The organism is Deltaproteobacteria bacterium, assembly GCA_003194485.1.
GTDB lineage: Bacteria > Desulfobacterota > Dissulfuribacteria > Dissulfuribacterales > UBA3076 > UBA3076.
On record PQXD01000014.1, the window covers coordinates 18,208 to 38,295 of the forward strand.

General features: G+C 50.2%; 14 protein-coding genes and 1 pseudogene. 11 read left to right on the top strand and 4 right to left on the bottom strand.

Features of this window, described 5'->3' with window-relative positions; translation table 11 throughout:
• The gene (rpoC, locus tag C4B57_08570) at positions 1 to 4,080 is read left to right on the top strand and encodes a DNA-directed RNA polymerase subunit beta' (GenBank protein PXF54070.1); all 4,080 of its coding nucleotides are present in this window, start codon (positions 1 to 3) and stop codon (positions 4,078 to 4,080) included.
• 42 nt (positions 4,081 to 4,122) lie between these two features.
• Here the strand turns inward: rpoC and C4B57_08575 are convergent, their stop codons facing one another.
• Positions 4,123 to 4,374 (bottom strand): zinc ribbon domain-containing protein, encoded by a 252-nt coding sequence (locus tag C4B57_08575; GenBank protein ID PXF54071.1) that lies wholly within the window; start codon positions 4,372 to 4,374, stop codon positions 4,123 to 4,125.
• Positions 4,375 to 4,531: 157 nt separating this feature from the next.
• On the opposite strand from C4B57_08575, the gene C4B57_08580 reads away from it, so the two are divergent.
• The 10 genes and pseudogenes from C4B57_08580 (at position 4,532) to C4B57_08625 (ending at position 16,247) form a co-directional block, all read left to right on the top strand.
• Entirely contained in the window at positions 4,532 to 4,894 is a 363-nt protein-coding gene (locus C4B57_08580; protein PXF54072.1) for a molybdenum cofactor biosynthesis protein MoaE, read from the top strand.
• A complete protein-coding gene (locus tag C4B57_08585; GenBank protein ID PXF54073.1) occupies positions 4,837 to 5,502 on the top strand; it encodes a class II aldolase family protein in 666 nt (221 codons plus the stop codon). The genes C4B57_08580 and C4B57_08585 overlap by 58 nt, the downstream gene beginning before the upstream one ends.
• Positions 5,499 to 6,401, top strand: a complete 903-nt coding sequence (locus C4B57_08590; protein ID PXF54074.1) for a LysR family transcriptional regulator — start codon at positions 5,499 to 5,501, stop codon at positions 6,399 to 6,401. Before C4B57_08585 ends, C4B57_08590 begins: the two co-directional genes overlap by 4 nt.
• A gap of 80 nt (positions 6,402 to 6,481) precedes the next feature.
• On the top strand, positions 6,482 to 8,599 hold the full coding sequence (locus C4B57_08595; GenBank protein PXF54075.1) for a phosphate acetyltransferase: 2,118 nt from the start codon (positions 6,482 to 6,484) through the stop codon (positions 8,597 to 8,599).
• Entirely contained in the window at positions 8,596 to 9,834 is a 1,239-nt protein-coding gene (locus tag C4B57_08600; GenBank protein PXF54076.1) for an acetate kinase, read from the top strand. The genes C4B57_08595 and C4B57_08600 overlap by 4 nt, the downstream gene beginning before the upstream one ends.
• Before the next feature lie 482 nt (positions 9,835 to 10,316).
• Complete coding sequence (locus tag C4B57_08605) at positions 10,317 to 11,624, top strand: phosphopyruvate hydratase (GenBank protein PXF54077.1); 1,308 nt, start codon at positions 10,317 to 10,319, stop codon at positions 11,622 to 11,624.
• Between the two features lie 254 nt (positions 11,625 to 11,878).
• Positions 11,879 to 13,390: a 2,3-bisphosphoglycerate-independent phosphoglycerate mutase gene (locus C4B57_08610; protein ID PXF54078.1), complete on the top strand. Its 1,512-nt coding sequence runs from the start codon at positions 11,879 to 11,881 to the stop codon at positions 13,388 to 13,390.
• Positions 13,391 to 13,659: 269 nt separating this feature from the next.
• Positions 13,660 to 13,974, top strand: a pseudogene (locus C4B57_08615) (hypothetical protein).
• Positions 13,959 to 14,174 carry a DUF2283 domain-containing protein gene (locus tag C4B57_08620; protein ID PXF54079.1) on the top strand — a complete coding sequence of 72 codons (216 nt, stop codon included), beginning with the start codon at positions 13,959 to 13,961 and terminating at the stop codon, positions 14,172 to 14,174. Before C4B57_08615 ends, C4B57_08620 begins: the two are co-directional and overlap by 16 nt.
• A gap of 666 nt (positions 14,175 to 14,840) precedes the next feature.
• On the top strand, positions 14,841 to 16,247 hold the full coding sequence (locus tag C4B57_08625) for a hypothetical protein (GenBank protein PXF54080.1): 1,407 nt from the start codon (positions 14,841 to 14,843) through the stop codon (positions 16,245 to 16,247).
• 283 nt (positions 16,248 to 16,530) lie between these two features.
• On the opposite strand, the gene C4B57_08630 is transcribed toward C4B57_08625, so the two are convergent.
• The 3 genes from C4B57_08630 to C4B57_08640 form a co-directional block, all read right to left on the bottom strand.
• On the bottom strand, positions 16,531 to 17,601 hold the full coding sequence (locus C4B57_08630) for a hypothetical protein (GenBank protein ID PXF54081.1): 1,071 nt from the start codon (positions 17,599 to 17,601) through the stop codon (positions 16,531 to 16,533).
• 333 nt (positions 17,602 to 17,934) lie between these two features.
• Complete coding sequence (locus C4B57_08635; protein PXF54082.1) at positions 17,935 to 19,131, bottom strand: hypothetical protein; 1,197 nt, start codon at positions 19,129 to 19,131, stop codon at positions 17,935 to 17,937.
• A 331-nt stretch (positions 19,132 to 19,462) separates the two neighbouring features.
• Complete coding sequence (locus C4B57_08640; GenBank protein ID PXF54083.1) at positions 19,463 to 20,062, bottom strand: hypothetical protein; 600 nt, start codon at positions 20,060 to 20,062, stop codon at positions 19,463 to 19,465.
• Positions 20,063 to 20,088: the final 26 nt, after the last annotated feature.

Here is a 20,088-nt window from a genome sequence, read left to right on the forward strand (position 1 = left end):
ATGGAAGATCTTCTTTCTCTTTTTACAAAGCCAAAAGATCCTTTAAGTTTCAGGTCCGTCAGGATTTCTCTGGCCTCTCCCGAGAAGATTCTCGGAAGGTCACATGGAGAGGTAAGGCAACCTGAGACCATCAATTACCGGACCTTTAAGCCGGAACGGGAAGGCCTTTTTTGTGCCAAGATTTTTGGCCCTGTAAAGGATTATGAGTGCCTGTGCGGAAAGTACAAGCGCATGAAGCACCGTGGCATCATCTGCGAAAAATGCGGAGTTGAGGTCATCCAGTCAAAAGTCCGGCGGGAGCGGATGGCACACATTTCCTTGGCGGCTCCGGTAGCTCATATATGGTTCTTAAAGAGCCTTCCCAGCAAAATCGGCGTACTTCTGGATTTGAGCCTGAGAGAGCTTGAAAGGGTCCTGTATTTCGAGTCACACATAGTGATCGCATCGGAGATGCCTGAGATCCCTGTAGGCACCCTTATGTCCGATGAGGCCTATTACAAGAATAAGGAACAATTCGGTGACAAGTTTGAGGTAGATATAGGGGCGGAGGCAATCCATCTGCTGTTAAGCCGTCTCGATCTGGATGCCCTGTCCGCGGAACTCCGGGCAGAGATGATCAAGACCCGTTCAGAGGCCAAAAGGAAGAAGCTCGGTAAGCGGTTGCGGGTCGTCGAGGCCTTTCGGGATTCAGGTAACCGGCCTGAATGGATGATTTTGAGCGTTATACCCGTTCTTCCTCCTGATTTAAGGCCCCTTGTCCCCCTGGATGGAGGGCGTTTTGCCACATCGGATCTCAATGACCTCTATCGCAGGGTCATCAATCGGAATAATCGACTAAAGAAGCTCAAGGAGCTGGATGCCCCGGACATCATTATCAGGAATGAAAAAAGGATGCTCCAGGAGGCAGTGGATGTCCTCTTTGACAACGGCCGGAGGGGCCGGGTAGTTACAGGACCGAACAAGCGTCCCCTGAAGTCATTGTCGGATATGCTCAAGGGCAAGCAGGGACGTTTTCGTCAGAACCTCCTTGGAAAGAGAGTCGATTACTCAGGACGTTCGGTCATTGTAGTAGGCCCGGAACTCAGGCTCCACCAGTGCGGCCTGCCGAAGCGGATGGCGATAGAGCTCTTTAAGCCCTTTATTTACAATAAACTTGAAGAGAAAGGGCTTGTTGCCACCATCAAGAGCGCAAAGAAGATGGTGGAAAAGGAGGCCCCTGAGGTATGGGATGCCCTTGATGAGGTTGTGAGAGAGTATCCTGTTCTGCTGAATCGTGCTCCCACTTTGCACCGTTTGGGCATTCAGGCCTTTGAGCCCGTACTTATTGAAGGTAAGGCCATTCAGCTCCATCCGTTGGTGTGCGTCGCATACAATGCCGATTTCGATGGGGACCAGATGGCAGTTCATGTACCCCTGTCAGTGGAGGCCCAGACAGAAGCAAGGGTGCTCATGATGTCAACCAACAATGTGCTTTCTCCTGCCCACGGAGAGCCTATCATCATGGCCACTCAGGACATAGTCCTCGGCATATATTACATGACCAGGGAGAGGTTAAATGCAAAGGGTGAAGGCAAGGTATTTGGTTCCAGGGAAGAGGTGTTGCTTGCATGGGAGGCCGGTGTGGTCCATCTGCAGGCAAGGATTAAGGCCAGGATTCGAGGCGAGCTGACAGAGACCACTGTGGGCCGGGTAATCCTCTCTGATATTCTGCCTGATGAGGTGCCCTTTTCTGTTATCAATAAAACCATGCGCAAGAAGGATCTCGGCAGACTTATCGACGAGAGTTACCGTGCAGCAGGGGCCAAAAAGACAGTGATTCTTGCGGATCACCTCAAGGACATGGGATATCGCTTTGCCACCCTGGCCGGGATTTCCATCGGCATCAACCATGTGATGGTCCCGGTGCAAAAGGAGGAAATTCTTGAAAAGGCCCAGAAAGAGGTATTAGATGTCCAGCACCAGTATTCTGAGGGCCTGATAACTGATGGAGAAAAATACAACAAGGTGGTTGATATCTGGACCAGGGCGACCGATGAAGTGGCAAAGGAGATGATGGACGGTATTTCCGTAGAGTATCACCGCGGGCCTGAAGGAAAGGCGGTGCCGTCTCCCAGTTTCAATCCTATTTTCATCATGGCCGATTCCGGTGCCAGGGGCAGTAAGGATCAGATCAGGCAGCTTGCAGGAATGCGCGGTCTGATGGCTAAACCGTCAGGAGAGATCATAGAGACCCCCATTCAGGCAAACTTCCGTGAGGGCTTGAGCGTGCTGGAATATTTCGTATCCACTCACGGGGCACGGAAGGGTTTGGCGGACACCGCGCTCAAGACCGCTAATTCCGGCTATCTCACCAGGCGCCTTGTTGATGTTGCCCAGGACGCCACCATAACAGAGGAGGACTGCGGGACCATTGACGGCATAGAGATCGGGCACCTGCTGGAAGGCGGTGAGATTATCCAGCGTCTTGGCGAGCGTATTCTTGGGCGTGTAGCCTTGATGGACATAGTTGATCCCGTGACAGGAGAGGTCCTTGTCAAGGCCAATGAGGAGATTGACGAGGAAGGGGTGCGCAAGATTGAGGATGCGGGTATTTCCAGCGTGGAGATTCGATCGGTGCTCACCTGCAGGTCTCCTTACGGGGTCTGTGCCAGGTGCTACGGAAGGGATCTGGCCCGTGGCGGTATTGTGGCTATGGGTGAGGCAATTGGCATCATAGCCGCGGAGTCCATAGGGGAACCGGGAACACAACTTACCATGCGGACCTTTCATATTGGCGGTACTGCGAGCGGCAAGGTGGAACAGGCTGAAATTTGCTCAAGAGGGTCCGGTGTGGTGCATTTTGAGAGGTTAAATACCGTGCGGAATCCGTCCGGCCGGCATGTAGTGCTGAACCGGAATGGAGAGATAGTGATTGTGGCCCCGGACGGACGCGAGAGGGAGCGCTTCCCTGTAATATACGGTGCCGAACTGGTAGTGGAGGAAGGTCAGGAGATAGATGCAGGCGAGAAGCTTGCCCAGTGGGATCCATTCACCGTACCGATTCTTACAGAGGTGCCCGGGGTGGTGAAATTCGGTGACCTCATCGAGGGGGTCACCATGCAGGAGAAGGTGGATCCGGTCACCGGAAAGGCAAGCAGGGTGGTGATACAGTACTGTGCAGCAGATTACCGGCCCAGGATTTCCATAAAGGACGAGCGGGGACGCACTTTGAAGCTGGGCGACGGCAAGGGCGAGGCCCGCTACCAACTCCCGGTAGGTGCCATCATCATTGTCAATGAGGGAGATAAGGTGGAGGCCGGAGAGCCCCTGGCGAGAATCCCCAGAGAGACCACCAAGACCAAGGATATTACAGGGGGTCTTCCAAGGATCGCCGAACTCTTTGAGGTAAGGAAGCCCAAAGAGTATGCAGTCATTACAGAAATCGACGGGGTGGTGTCTTTCGGCAAGGATGTCAAGAACAAGAGGCGGGTTATTGTGACTCCGGAGTATGGTGAACCAAAGGAGTACCTGATACCCAGGGGCAAATATATAAAAGTCCATGAAGGAGATTATGTCAGGGCCGGTGAGTCGTTGATGGACGGGGTTATCGATCCCCATGACTATCTCAGGGTGAAAGGCATAAAGGACCTTGCCAGATACATGGTGGGCGAGATTCAAGAAGTATACAGGCTCCAGGGGGTCAAGATTAATGACAAACACATCGAAGTGATAGTGCGGCAGATGCTTCGCAAGGTAAAGATCACCGGTGTGGGAGACAGTACGTTCATGCTTGGAGAGCAGGTAGAACGCAGCCGCTTTGAGGAAGAAAACGAACGGATACTGGCAGAAGAAGGAGGCGAGCCTGCTTCTGCCGAACCCATGCTTCTTGGCATTACCAGGGCATCTCTCAGCACAGACAGCTTTATTTCAGCAGCGTCTTTCCAGGAGACCACCAAGGTCCTGACCGAGGCCTCCATAGCCGGGAAGGTGGATTACCTGAGAGGGCTGAAAGAAAACGTGATCATGGGGCGCCTCATACCTGCCGGTACGGGAAAGGTATTCTATGAAGAGAAAGAGCGCAGAAGGGCCGCGGCAGTCTGATGTTGTGTTGGGTGGAGAACAGGCCGGGCGAAAGGCCCTGTCTTACCTTTCATATCCCGGCAGGTCGATTGTGGCGCATGAGCCGGAATCGCACGTATGTTGCTGCACAGGAGGTTGAGACCGGGAAGACCTGCTCGGGCGTTTGTCTACAGCAATATTGGCAACACTCATGAGCTTGCCGACATTGGAACTCTCGCATTTGGGGCATATAACGGAGTCCATCTCATTTTTGCTCATAATAAGGAGTTCAAAGATATAGTCACAATCCAGGCATCTGAATTCATGAATAGGCATGTTATTAGTCCTCCGATGTTTAAACTGGAAATTCGAAATTTGAAATTAGGTAACGTATCTACATCTTTGTGTTTTCCCAATTTCCAGTTTCCAATTTTACTGCAAAATACAAGATCTTTAATATTAATTGTTCTTTGTCTATCTTGCAACCGGCGGTATGGCTTATATGGATCTGATTGAATTCGCGGCCAGGCTCAGGGAAAAAGCTGGCAGCGATACGGGCATGATTTTGATCCACAATGGGATTGTGCGGAATTCCAGCAGGGACGGAAGACCTGTTAAATCCATTGAGGTCAAAGTGGACCGGGGGAAGTTGTCCCGGGTACTGACCGATGCGCGAAAGCTCACCGGCATCACAGCGGCTGAGGCTGAAATACAAGAAGGAAGACTGGGCGTGGGAGAAGATATTATGCTTCTTGGAATTGCCGGAAGTACCAGGGAACATGTTATTACGGCCCTGGCATCCACCCTGGACAGAATAAAGAAAGAGGTCACCAGGAAACAGGAGTTCAGCAATTGACGGCACAAGAAGACAGCGGACTCCGGCTTCAGGTCATAAGGGTATGCAGGCAACTGTATAACAAGGGCTTGATCGCCGCTGCAGATGGAAATGTAAGTGTCCGGCTTTCCGGAGGAGATATACTCATAACCCCCAGCGGGATGCACAAGGGCTTTTTGAATGAAGCGGACCTGATTGTCGTGGATTCTGAAGGGCATGTCCTCAACGGGCCGGGACGTCCCTCTTCGGAGATTGTCATGCATATGGCAATCTATCGGCAGGATCCGGATGCCAGGGCGGTAGTGCATACCCACCCTCCATGGACCCTGGCGCTCAACCTGTCAGGAAATCAATTGCTGCCCCATTTGCTGATTGAGGGGAGGATGTTTCTTGGAGAAGTTGCCGTAGTGCCCTTTGAAAGGCCCGGCACTGATGCGTTGGCCCATGCAGTTGTGGATGCACTCTGTAAAGGGCCTGTCCAGATACTTGCCCATCACGGGGCCATTACCAGGGGGCCGACTCTCTGGAGGGCCTTTGAGCTCATGGAATGCCTTGAGCATGCCGCCCGCATAACTGCCTTGGCGAAGATGCTGGGTGAACCTGCGCTCTTGCCGGGAGGAAAAGTATGATGGAAATACGCCAGCTCCAGGTCTTTTTGGCTGTGTGGGAAAACCGCAGTTTCAGCCGGGCGGCACACGAAGTGCACCTCACACAGCCGACAGTCAGCGGTCACATCCAGGTCTTAGAAGAAAACCTGGGCGTTCGTTTGTTCGATCGGAGCGGAAGAGAGGTGACGCCCACCAAGGCCGGAGAACTACTTTATCCTTTTGTACGCCAGATATTGAGACTTAATCTCCAGGCCGAACGGGAAATTGCCAAGTTTTTAGGCCAGGAAAAGGGCAGCCTGGACCTTGGAGGCAGTAATATCCCCGGGCAGTATATCCTTCCGGGTCTGATCGGTCGATTCAAGGCCGGGCGTCCCAACATAAGGGTGATGTTGCGCATATCGGATACGGCAGCAATCGCTGCTGCTGTTGCCAGTGGTGAGCTGGAAATGGGGATGGTAGGGGCGGTTGTCCGCGAGAAAGGCCTCAGCTTTGAACCGTGCTTTCACGATGAGATGGTCCTGATCGTACCTCAGGGGCACCGCCTTGCTGATTGCGGGAAGGCGTCTATAGACGATCTTGCGTCCGAACCCTTTGTTTTGAGAGAAAAGGGATCGGGTACACGTTTGGCCACGGAGCGTGCCCTGCAGGCCGCAGGTAATTTGCAGCTCAGCGACCTTCAAATTGTGGCAGAGATGGGGAGTACAGAGGCAATCCGCCAGGCCGTCAGGGCAGGGCTTGGATGCTCCATCGTTTCCCGGCTTGCCGTGAGAGACGATCTGGAGCACGGTCTGTTACACGCCCCTGTCCTGGAAGGAGTCCAGCTTAGCCGGAAGTTTTACCTGATATGGCATAATCAGCGATCTCTTTCACCTCTTGCTCTTGCCTTTCGGAATTTTTTACTACCGGATTGCACCTCTTAAAAGGATTTTGCGGTTTCCTTCCCAGAAACCCATCCAATAGGCCTCTCGCAAAACTCGGCTCCGGGAAGGAGGTTATTATTATGTCAAACAACCTTTATATCACGGCTACTGAAGCAAGGAGCGGAAAATCAGCCGTTATTCTGGGAGTGATGGAGATGCTGCTCAGGAAGATCGACAGGGTGGGCTTTTTCCGCCCGATTATAAACGTCGATCCAGGGCTCAATGATCCGGATCATGACATCGTGCTGGTCTCCTCGCACTTCAACCTTAAGATCCCTTATGATCAAATGTACGGATTTACAGGAACAGAGGCCGGCAATCTGGTTTCATCAGGCAGGCAAACGGAGATGATCGAAGGGATAATATTTAAATATAACCAATTGAGTAATAGTTGCAATTTTATGTTGTGTGAAGGCACCGACTTTGTGAGTTCCTCGGCCGCTTTTGAGTTTGATATAAATGCGGAGATCAGCAAAAACCTGTCATGCCCTGTATTATTGGTGACCAATGCATACCAAAAGAGCACGGATGACACGGTCCGGTCTGTCGAAGTGGCCCTTGAGTCTCTGAGCAGAAAAAAATGCCACACAATTGCCACAATCATCAACCGCACAGACCCAAAGGATGGAGAGGCGATCATCAGGCTTCTGAAAGATAAGGATTTGACCAGAGAACAGTTGCTTTACGCCATACCGGATGAACCGTCTCTCGGGAAACCCACGGTGGGCGAGGTCGCAAAGCTTTTGGGTGCTGAGGTGTTATACGGGGAAGAACAGTTGAACCGACACGTGCACAACTTCACGGTAGCGGCGATGCAACTGCACAACTTCCTGACCAGAATAGAATATGGTTCGCTGATTATTACCCCCGGAGACAGGGCGGACGTGATCGTTGCCTGCCTGGCCGTTGTCTCGTCCGCATCCGAGCAGAAGATCTCAGGGATCGTGTTGACCGGCGGCCTGAAGCCCGAAAAGCCTATATGGGAACTCATCAAAGGATTCCCAAGGATGGTGCCCATTCTCAGCGTCAAAGAGAACACCTTCCCCACTGCAACAAACGTCAGCAGAATCCATGCCGTAATCTCACCGGATGATGAGCGGAAGATAACGCTGGCCCTGGCGGTCTTTGAAAAAAGCGTGGATATTGAGCAATTGGAGGAAAAGCTCATTACAACCCGGACCAGCATTGTCACGCCGAAGATGTTCGAGTATGAACTATTGCAGAGGGCCAGGGCAGACAAGCAACATATAGTCTTACCCGAAGGCGGGGAGGAAAGGATATTAAGGGCTGTTGAAATACTCCTTCGCCGGGAGGTGGCGGATATTACCCTCCTTGGCAATGAAGAGCTGATCCGTGGGAAAATCGGGCAACTGGGGCTGCGAATGGACCTTGTGGATATCATCGATCCCCTGAAGTCAGAACTCCTTGACCAGTATGTACGGACTTACTTTGATTTAAGAAAGCACAAAGGGATTACGGAGGAATACGCTCGTGATATTATGAAGGATGTAAACTATTTCGCAACCATGATGGTCTATAAGGGACATGCCGATGGAATGGTCTCCGGCGCGGTCCACAGTACTGCAGAAACGATTCGTCCCGCACTTCAAATCATCAGGACAAAGCCGGGTTTTTCCATTGTTTCGAGCGTATTTTTTATGTGCATGGAAGACAGGGTGCTTGTCTACGGGGACTGTGCGGTGAATCCCGATCCGAATGCCCGCCAACTGGCTGAAATTGCGATCAGTTCCGCACAGACTGCGAAGACCTTCGGTATCGAACCGGTTGTAGCCATGCTTTCCTATTCTACAGGGGAGTCAGGAAAGGGAGTGGACGTTGACAAGGTCCGCGAGGCAACCAGGATTGCAAAGGAGAAGGCGCGGAAATCCTTCCCGGGCCTGAAAATCGAAGGGCCGATCCAGTATGATACGGCCGTTGATTCTTCCGTGGCCAAAACCAAGTTGTCTGAGAGCGAGGTTGCAGGAAAGGCCACGACGTTTATTTTTCCTGATCTGAATACGGGTAATAACACATACAAGGCGGTTCAGAGGTCGGCCGGAGCGGTGGCTATAGGCCCGGTGCTTCAGGGTCTGAGGCATCCAGTGAATGATCTGAGCCGTGGATGCACAGTCCAGGATATAGTGAGTATGGTTGCAATTACGGCAATTCAGGCACAATCAGAGAAAAGGTCGTCATGAAAATACTTGTCATCAATACAGGGAGCTCATCCATCAAGTATGAATTATTCGACCTGGACCACCACAAGATACTGGCAGGAGGACTGGCTGAAAAAATCGGTGAAGAAAACGGCATTCTCACTTACAAGAGAATCCTGACCAATGGTGTATCTGAAAAAGATGTAGAAGAGGGCGTGATCGTTGACCACCATGAGGGGCTGAGCCGTATCGTGGATCTGCTGGTTGATCCGGAACGCGGGGTCATCGCGGATAAGGACGAGATTTCGGCTGTGGGTCACCGCGTAGTCCACGGCGGGGAAACATTCAACTCAACAACGATTATTGATGAAGACGTGATCGCTGCCATTAAGGAGAACATCCCCCTGGCCCCGTTGCATAATCCTTCCAACCTGATGGGGATCGAGGTCGCCGGATCGATCTTTCCGAATGCACCACAGGTCGCGGTATTTGATACGGCCTTTCACCAGACCATCCCCGGCCGCGCCTTTCTCTATGCTATTCCCCTTGAGATGTATGAGCGGCACAGGATAAGGCGTTACGGTTTCCACGGCACCTCCCACGCCTACGTCTCCGGGCAGGCGGCGGAGTATCTGGGCCGGCCGCTTGCAGGGCTTAATCTCATTACCATTCATATAGGTAATGGGGCCAGCATGGCAGCCGTAAAAAACGGTAAATCCATTGATACCACCATGGGCATGACTCCTCTGGCCGGACTGGTGATGGGAACGCGATCAGGAGACATCGACCCTGCCGTGCCTTTTTTTATGGCTGACCACCTGGGCATGTCATTGCAGGAAATAGACAGTTTGCTCAACAAGGAGAGCGGGCTCAAGGGGCTGTGCGGCACCAATGATATGCGGGAAGTCATTGAGAATATGGAGAAGGGCGATAAGCGGGCCGCAGTGGCGCTTGATATTTACACCTACCGGATAAAGAAGTACATCGGTGCCTATTTTGCGGCCCTTGAAACGGTTGATGCCATCATCTTTACGGCAGGAGTGGGAGAAAACGCGCCACTCGTCAGGGAAAAATCGTGTCAGGGCCTGGGCAGGCTCGGCATTGAAATCGATACCAGCAGGAACGCCGCCCCTGGCGGCAGTATCCGGGAGATCAGTACCCCGGACAGCGAGGTCAAGGTACTGGTTATCCCGACAAATGAGGAGCTGAAGATCGCACGGGAGACAAAAGAGGCGATTGAGAACCATAGTGAGGTTCAGGGTTCAGGGTTGGACTGATTATCGGGGCCTGATAACTTGCATGTAATAAGGCGACCAACCTTGAACCTGACAACTTAAATAATTATAGAGGTAAATATCCGGTGAACCCGTTATATCCTGCCTTGAAGCGGTTACCTTTTTCCGGGTTTCAAAGCATACTCATTGCATTTTGCAAAGGCAGTGCAATTTGGCCCGCGATCGAAACCCTGCAAAAGGTAAACCGCTTCTGCGGCAGGGCACGGATGGCAACCGTTCACTAACAGGGGATATTTCTTTGAACAGTTTAACGGAAGTCCCCGTAGTCTTTCTTGGCTTTTGCTATGGGGAAAACCGCATCGCCGTGAGCGCAGCGTAAGGCGAATGCGGAGGGGGCAGGACATCCCCCATGTCAAAAGCCTTAAGAAAACAAGGGGCTGAATGGTGGAAGTGAAAAGAAATATCCCCTGACTGTAAACGGTTACGCGCATACCGAATATTTACTTATAGAGAGGTAAATATAAATGACTAGCGCAGGAAGCACACAAATAGCAAAGGTAATGGCCCGCGAGATCCTGGACAGCCGCGGCAATCCTACTGTGGAAGTTGAGGTAAGCCTGGCATGCGGGGTCCTTTCCAGGGCAGGAGTACCCTCAGGGGCCTCCACCGGTTCCCGTGAGGCATTGGAAATGCGTGACGGAGACACAAAACGCTTTCAGGGCAAAGGCGTCATCAAGGCGGTGGACAACGTCAACGGCCCTATCAATGAAGCGCTGAGAGGCATGGATGCCTCCCGGCAGGTAATGATCGATAAGGTGATGATCGATCTTGACGGCACCCCCAATAAGGCCAGGCTCGGGGCCAACGCCATCCTGGGCGTGTCCCTGGCCGTGTCCAGGGCGGCGGCCGTTGCAGCGGATATGCCCCTTTACCGGTATCTCGGCGGAGCAGGACCCGTCCGCCTCCCCGTACCCATGCTCAATATCATGAACGGAGGAGTTCATGCCCGCTGGCAGGGTCCTGATTTCCAAGAATTTATGGTGTGCCCTTATGGCGCCGGAAGTTTCCGGGAGGCACTCAGGTGGGCCAGCGAGATATACCACGCATTACGCTCCGTGCTCATGGATGCAGGCCATCATGTGGGTATTGGAGACGAGGGCGGCTTCGCGCCTGATATGTCTTCCAACGAGGAGCCCCTGGAGCTCATAGTCAAGGGCATCGAGAAGGCGGGTCTCAGGCCCGGTGCTGACGTGGGTATTGCCATGGATCCTGCCTCCAGCGAGTTCTTCGAGGAGGGCCGTTACAACCTGCGTACCGAGAAGCGTACCTGCTCTTCGCTGGAGATGGTGGACTACTATGAAAGGCTTGTCAACGCCTATCCGATATGCCTGCTGGAAGACGGTCTGGCCGAGAGCGACTGGGACGGCTGGCGAATACTTAACCAGCGTCTCGGCGGGGTGATCGAGCTGGTGGGAGACGACCTCTTTGTTACCAACGTGGAATATATAGCGAGGGGTATCCGGGAAAACTCCGCCAACTCCGCCCTTATCAAGCTCAATCAGATCGGCACCCTGACCGAGACCATCGAGGCGGTGAGGATGTGTCAGCAGGCTGGTTGGGGAGCGTGTGTCTCGCACCGCAGCGGCGAGACCGTGGACAGCTTTATCGCCGATATGACCGTCGGCCTGGATACCGGTCACCTGAAGACCGGTGCTCCTTCCCGGGGCGAGCGGGTCGAGAAGTACAACCAGTTGATGCGGATCGAAGAGGATCTGGGCAGTACTGCCAGATATGCCGGCAAGGACGCCTTTGTGCGTCCGGTGCGTTTCTGAGCATAGAATACATACATGATCACCAGGGTCGTCCTGTGCAAAAATATTGGGTATCGAATCAGGAAAAGGCCTTGCAAAAATAACGAGGGTATCGGATTACCCATAATGCAGGACACCAGCCGCAGAAGCGGGTCGCCTTTTGCGGGGTTTCAATCGCGGGCCAAACTGCACTTTTTTGGAACTATGCAATAGGTTAGCTTTGAAACCCGAAAAAAAGCGGCCGGTTCAAGGCGGATGTTGTACAATAGAATATCATGACTGAAAAGAGACCTGTCTGCCTCATAATAATGGACGGCTGGGGCATTGCACCGGCTGATGAGAGAAATGCCCTGGCAAAGGCCCGTACGCCCAATCTTGATAGATATCTATCCCGGTTCCCCAATGCGACTTTAAGGGCACACGGCCTTGATGTGGGACTGCCAGAGGGCTATCAGGGCAATTCCGAAGTAGGCCATCTCAACATCGGCGCAGGCAGGATAATAAAACAGATGATCGTGCGTATCGACAGCGCAATCGAGGATGGGAGCTTCTATGAAAACGAGGTCCTCAGGGGCGCTGTTGATCATTGCAGAAAAAACGGATCAAACCTTCATCTCATGGGACTCATACAGGATCAGGGTGTACATGCCGTCACACGTCACTGCAACGCACTGCTTATGCTCTGCCGCAGGATGGATTTCCATAATGTCTATGTCCATGTCTTTTCGGACGGGCGCGATACCCCGCCCAGGTCCGCAGCGGAATATATCAAAGACCTGGAGCAAGGGATAAAAAAAGCGGGCAGGGGAAAGATCGGTACGATTATCGGAAGATACTATGCCATGGACCGCGATACGAACTGGGACAGGATAAAGATAGCATACGACGGCCTCACCAAACCGGAAGGCATTGTCTGCAGGGACTGGAAAGAGGCCGTTGCGAGCGCCTATGCTGCCGGAGAGACGGACGAGTTCATCAGGCCGAGAATAATCAACGGGTTTCCGGGGATCAGAGACGGCGATGCAGTGATCAACTTCAACTTCAGGCTCGACCGGGCAAGAGAGATCACGCATGCCTTTACTGATACGGATTTCGAGGGATTTGAGAGACGTAAACTCGATATAAAATATGTAGGCTTTACGGATTACTATGATGACGGTGAGTTTGAGATAGCATTTCCTCCGGTGAGGCATAAGAATATCCTGGGAGAGGTCCTAAGCGACCACGGGCTCAGGCAACTGAGATGTGCAGAGACCGAGAAATACGCACATGTGACCTTCTTTTTTAACGATTCGAACGAGACCCCTTTTGAAGGAGAGGACAGGATACTAGTACACTCTCCAAAGGTAGCGACCTATGATCTGCAACCGGAAATGAGCGCTTATGAGGTAAGAGATAAGCTCCTGGAGGCCATTGCCGCAGACAAGTATGACGTGATTATCTGCAATTTCGCCAACTGCGATATGGTAGGCCATACCGGTGTCTTTGATGCGGTCGTCAGGGCAGGGGAAGTTGTGGATGAGTGTGCAGGCGCTGTTGCTGATGCCGTTCTTGCAAAGGGGGGTGCGGTTATCATAACTGCCGACCACGGAAACGGCGAATGCATGTTGTTGGATGACGGCTCACCCATGACCGCCCATACAACCAACCCGGTCCCTGTAATCATCTGTGGGGCCAGTGATGTTGAGCTGAGAAAGGACGGCAGGCTTTGTGACCTTGCACCTACTTTGCTTAAGATACTGGGAGTTGAGCAACCTGCGGAGATGACGGGAAAGCCGTTGTTTTAAATATATTAAAATAATTGCTCTGGTTCACGGTTCCAAGGTTCACAGTTCAGGCCTGCCCTGGTGCGACGTAACGTGCGATTCAACACGGTTCTTCTAGGCACTACATCCAAGGATTCTATGAAAAGGACTGCTAAACCAGGTCTGGGCCAGGGGTTAGAGAGCGATGAAAATTGAACGTTTTGAAGATATTTAGGCACGCCCGCCTCGCCTGAGCTCGCGATGGCGGGGGCCTGGCAACTCGTGCATTATTCGTGGAAAGTGACATAAGTATGCATATATTTTGTGATAGCAACGGACGACGAATTCGATTATCAGACGAACGGAAAGAACATTTGGAATCCGAACACCCTGAGATGGAAAATCAAATTGACCGTATAGCCTTGACGCTGCTTGCGCCAGACTGAATTATCAGATCAAGAACTGATGATGAGGTTGAACTTCACTATAGATTCTTTGAAACTACACCAGTAACCAGAAAGCACCTTTGTGTTGTTGTCAAGTCATCCGCTGCTGATTCGTTTATTATCACGGTATATTTCACCGATAGCGTCAAGAAAGGAGATGTCTTATGGGAGAAGAAATAAGGGTATGGTATGATCAGGAAGGCGATTATTTAGAAGTGATCTTTGATCGAAAGAAGGGATTCTTTCGTGAAACAGAGATCGACGCTGTTATGGAAAAGGTCGACGAAGATGGGAACATATTGGGCTTTTCGATATTGAAGGTAAGTGCACTAAAGGGTCAACAGCCTCTGTCCGTCGCATTGCGCAGACAGACCGCATAACCAAACTAATAAGGATTGAGTCGGTCCTGGGAGAAGGTTAGCGAAAAAAGTAACCCTGAACGGTGAACCCTGAACCATTGAACCCGTGAACGGTTAGAGATAAGGCCCTGGAGCATGCCGTTTTTTTTCACTCTTTCCGGGTCCCATAGAGCTGACTCACCTGTCACCTCTTTCTTTCAGTCCGGTGACAATTCATGACCATTGAGGCCGCAAATTGGGCAGCTCTTTGTGCCGATGATTATTCATTCCGGCTACCCATTATTATAAATTTGCTACTTTGTTCTCTACTTTTCTTAGCCTTAAAACAATATCTGCCGTTATCGCCTTATCCAGACCTCGTTAAGTAGTTGAGTAGTTGATTAGTTAAGTGGTTATTATTGTATGAATTTATATCGTTTGCACAAAAATTGGACACTTGATGTAGTTGAAAATCTAATATACTGATTTAACATGCTTATTTTTCGACTCAACGACTCAACGACTCAACTATTTGACGATCTCTGTTATCCTTTTTAATTCGTTCCATCTCCTGAGCAATCTTTGCCATTTGTGAACGATATTAAGCTTGGCAACGTATTAATAGAGTGCTATTTTGAGTAGCCTGGTAATTAAAAATGGTACCAAATTGATTACCGTTGGAATTAATGTCCGCAAAAAGAAGAAACCATGCCCGACCTTCTGTTATTTAATCCCTGGTGGGAAAATCCTGAAAGCATCGAATCAGATCGATATCTTTCTGCCTATCAGCAATCCTTGATTCAGTGGCGGCCGAACATCCTGAATGAATTTGATTTCAATCAAGACGCTGTCTATACCCTTCGTGGCCCTCGTCAGGTAGGAAAAACGACCCTGACAAAACTCATCATTCACAATCTTATAAAATCAGGCGTGCCTCCAAGAGCCATTTTTTATTATTCCTGCGATCTGATTCCCGGCACCGACGAAGTATTCGAGCTTCTCAGGCAATACCATGAATTTTCCCAGCCACTCAAGTTCAAGAGGCGGTACGTTTTCCTGGATGAGATTTCCCTGGTCCCTGAATGGCAGTATGCTGTTAAACAGGCCATTGACCTTGGATGGGGCCAAGCCACAACCTTCTTATTCACGGGTTCCTCCGCGGTAGATATTAAACGGGGAGCAGAAAGACTTCCAGGCCGTCGTGGGAGAATTCCCTTCCCAGACAAGGTCCTGTTGCCCATGAACTTTGCCGAATTTGTTGAAAAATGCTCTGATTTATCCCTCTCCATGACCAAGCCATCCTTCAGCAAACTCCTGGGAGATCTTGATGAGATTAAGAAACTTAAGTCACAGACCAATGTTTTTCTCCCAAGATTGTCCTCTCTTTTAACCGATTTTCTCAAGGTAGGCGGGTTCCCTTTGGCTGTAGAGCAGTTTTTGAGGGCAGGATCACTTTCTGAGGATATACTCGAAATCTACTTGACCGTAATTCGATCCGATTTTGAAAAGATAAAAAAAAGCCGAATCCTCCTCCGGCAAGTTATGATCAGAATCCTGTCGATCTCAGGAACCCCTGCCAGTTGGCAGAGCCTGGCCAGGCCGATTGATACCCCGTCCTACAGAACTGTCCGGGAATACAGTGAGCTCCTATCCGACTCCTTTCTGATGGCCATACTTTATTTTCTGGAAAAGAACAAGAAATTGGCCAATCCCAATAAGGGCAAGAAATTTTATTTCTCCGACCCTTTGATCCTAAACCTCGCCGGTCGCGAGGCAGGCGTTCCTATGCTCCAGGACCTCGGCAAAGCCGTGGAAGCTGTAATGGCTATCCATCTGATCAGGAAATTTGAAAAGCGGATTTTTGAGGGTCTTGGCAACATCGAAAAAATTTTCTACTGGAAATCTACCAGAGGCAAAGAAGTTGATTTCGTGATCCTCCACGAGGACAGCTTTATTCCGGTGGAAGTCAAATTCCAGGGTATTATTACCCCCATTGATTATTCTGCCATGAAGAGAGCTTTCGGCAGGGGCATTCTGGTTACCAAAGATATGTTCTTCCGCGATAACCAGATTGTCGGGATTCCGGCACCCGTGTTTCTGCTCCTTTTGGAGTAATAGTTCAGCTCATCTTTTGAAAAGCGTATCCACCGCCCGCTTTGCTCAAGGCGCAGAGATCGCGGATTGCTCTTCCAGGGCCATGACAAGGATGATATTGCAAGGCATTATAACATGGACGTCCCCTTCTTTCCCGTCCTTTAAGGATTTGATTCCCCGCTTATTGGGGAATCAGGCCTTTATCAAGACCTGGCCCTGATTAACTTAATTAATTCTTCTGGGTATGGCAGTAGAAGCAGCCTTTATCATCTCCTCCGCCACCTGCCTGTTGTGCTACATAATCTCACCTGAGCAAATCAGGATAGGGTGAACCATGAGGCCTGTGACAGGAAAGGCACATAACAAAGTCCGTGCCGGGGGTAACGGTTCCGTCAGGTGTCCCGTCTACGGTTGGACTGGCTACCGGAGAAAGCGGGTCATATAGGTGGCTTGAGCCTCCTGTATCTGCATATTCCGAACCTGCTGTATCTGGAATAACGGCGTCAGAAGGATGACGGATCCAGGAAACACCACTTTTTTGTGTATGAAATTTTAGATGGCAACCCCCATAAAAAGCGGTCGTTGTGGGGGTTGCATTTAAAAGTCCCCCGCTTGCGGAGCCCAGATACTCATTGTGATTGTTAGCCTGACCTTGAGCAAGACTTGGCTGACCTGCCTCCCAAAGACCGTGTTCATAGCCTTTAACTCCATATTCCCAATGTCCTGAGAGAAAACGATACCAGCCCTGGTCTATGGTTGTTACGAGCCCCCCTTGACCATTTGGATGGTCGTTGGCATGATGTCTTACATTTAGATGGCAGCCCTCACAGCCATATTTGCCTGGAAGATTGTAGCCCATATCAGGGCCAGTAAAAGGTTCACTTAAATTTTGATGGCAAGAATTCTCTACACCACCACAGCTTAAAATAGTATTCCCGGGAGCGTTATTAGTACCATCTGGGCCAAAATATTGGTCTCCCTCATGTAAAAATACATTGTGCCCCTTTGTATCATCGGCATCCCCGTCTGGGCTTACCCACCAGAAGTTTCCATCAGCCAGGTATGAGCTAGGTTCACCACCTGTGTAAAGCACCACTGGAACCTTACAGCCATCTAAATCATACCAGGTAGAAGAAGTAGCAGAAGAATGGCAGCCCACACAGGCGCTGGAGCCTGCTTTAGCTAAGAGACGTTTTTTAGGGAGTTTAGATGGATCTCCCCAAGCAGGCTCCCCAGGCTCAGAACCATCAGGCCAAGGTGTCTGGCTGGCATGCATGGTATGACAGTTTGCGCAAAGTCCTGAAACATGAGCAAAGGCCGAATAGGGCATAAAGACCAGGCCCAAGAAAATGCTAAAGACCACGTATTTCTTCATTGTTCTTCCCCTTCCTGAATGAGTTGACATACTTTATAGGAAGAAGTGGTGTATATACGCCTTAGTATAAATTTGTGGTGCTAACTAAGTACTAAACTTTTATCAGGTTCTGGCAACAAAAACCCAATTTTTGGATAAATTACGAGAATATCAACAAGAAGATGTAAAACCTGAGAAAGATATATAGCCCTCCTTTTCTTCCCCTATCCATCTTCTCCTCCTTAAACAAATATTAGATACGGATTTATTAGAGGGATTTCCCCTAATAAATCCGTATTCTTAAATAAATGCCCAAAAGCTAGCCTAATTAATTATTATCTAACTGCACTACTACTACTTCGTTGTATGACAGATGAAGCAGCCGCCTACGTTATTTCTTGGGTCTAAATCAGAGCCAGCATCCATCAACGAATAATCCCACCTCAGGATGTCGTCATTTGGTGTTCCGTGAGCACGGTGACAGGAGATACAGGTAACTACGGTATCATCGCTGAAAGTAACCGGAGTAATAGTCATACTGGCACTAAGCGTAACCCAGGCAACAGGGGCGATGGTACTGTAAGTATGATCACTTGTCCCAGGTGCGCCATAGCCTCCATATTCTTTTGTTTTCACATTCCCCATGTCATAATCAGTGGGATGTCTTAACCAGGGAGCCCCTATGTTAGCATCGGGATTATCCATTCCTAAATCACCTGTACCGCCATGGAAATCGCCATGACACTCAGCACAGAGGTAACTGATGGTAGAAGTATCACTCCTGGCATCAGTTGTCCTATCTTCACCTTTATAGACATTGTGATTACTACCGCCTGTGGGGCTGGCATTCTCTTCCCAATCTGGGTCCTCAATGCCCTTGATGCCTAAAAGAAAACGGTAGCTTTTAGCCACCGAAGAACCGGCTTCAGCATCGTTATAGGTATCCAATTTCAGGCAGGTATCGTCACCATGATGTGCACCAGAGATACCAGCAGCCGAGCCTTCAACTGAAGGGTCACCATGGCAGCCATAGGTGCCACCGCAGCTAAATTTGGCCATGTCCCAGGAATCTGGGCGTGCGGGCAAAGGATAATCATACTTATACCCAGGTGGATCAGTAAAACCAGTTGTACCTATGCCTTCATCTTGAACATTGTGACCTTTTGCGTCACCTGAGCCGAGTGCTGCCCAGTAGAAATTACCGCCTGCCAGGACTTCACCCACACCTGCAACCAGACCGGTGGTGGTATAACTTGGTCCACCTGTAGTCCAGACAACAGGAACAGTGGAGGTACCTAGTGTCTTTGTGACACCAGTAGTAGCACTGTGACAGCCCACACAGTCACCCACAAGGAGAGCAGGTTTAGGAAGATTAGATGGATTTCCCCAATCAGGCTCATCCACTTCAGAACCATCAGGCCAAGGTGTCTGGCTGGCATGCATGGTATGACAATTATTACACGGCCCTGTTACCCTTGCCATAGCCATACTGACAGAAAAAAGAATTACACCCAGAAAAACGATAGTAACTAAGAGATTTTTGCTCTTCATCTTTCTTTACCTCCTCAAAAAATATATAGTGATTTCTGTATACATTGTCAAGATACTTTACCTTAAACTGGATATTTCATATAAGCGCAGGCGAATTTTGTGACGCAGCACAGGAGGCTCTTTTGAGCCTTCAGAGGCAAGCTGTGATCGTCTTTTCTCAAGCTATGGGTAAAAATACCACCATAGCCAGGATTGAGACGGCAACAGCGCAGATTATTTATGGGGTATAAAATTCGAACAACGAGGCTGGCAGATTGTCTCTGACAACAGCAGTACTCAAAAAAGGTGGAGGGAGAATTTCAGGAAAGAGCAGTAAAGTTCAGGAATAAAATCATTCCAGCTGAACACTGTACTTTTGTAATATATCTTCTTTGGTGATCCTTTCAGGAACTCCGGTTGGCATAAGAACATTACGACCGCAGAGAATGAAAACCTCATAGGCATCAAAGATGGCGTAGCGGTCCTGGTCAAAGATTATAAGCTTGTTGCCGTTTTCTTCCTTGACCTTTTCCCGGAATTTACGAATTCCGGTATCTTGGCCGTTCTGTTCCAATTTATCCTGTTGATCCATCCAGCCTTGATAGGCAGTGGTCAGGGCCATGGTCAAGATGGTTAGATACGCATGGGCTCTAAAAGCAGCCTTGGTATTTTGTGGAGGCCTCTGGATGAACCACGCCTGCTTTGCTTCCCGAAACAGGGAGTTTTCAATTTCGCTGCGGGGATCATACCCGTCATAGACCTTTAACGGTTTACTTGCAGGGCTGTTGGTCAGGATAACCAGGGTCTTGGAATCGGGATTGTTTTCTTTGTAAGGATCCTGCAAAACGACGACCGCATTTATGGGATTGGCCACGAAATCTTTATGGGTTTCATGGCTGCCACTGCCAAGCGGCCCATAAAACCCTGCAGTGGTCAAACCTTCGATACCCACAACCTCCCATGAGTCAATTACAATAG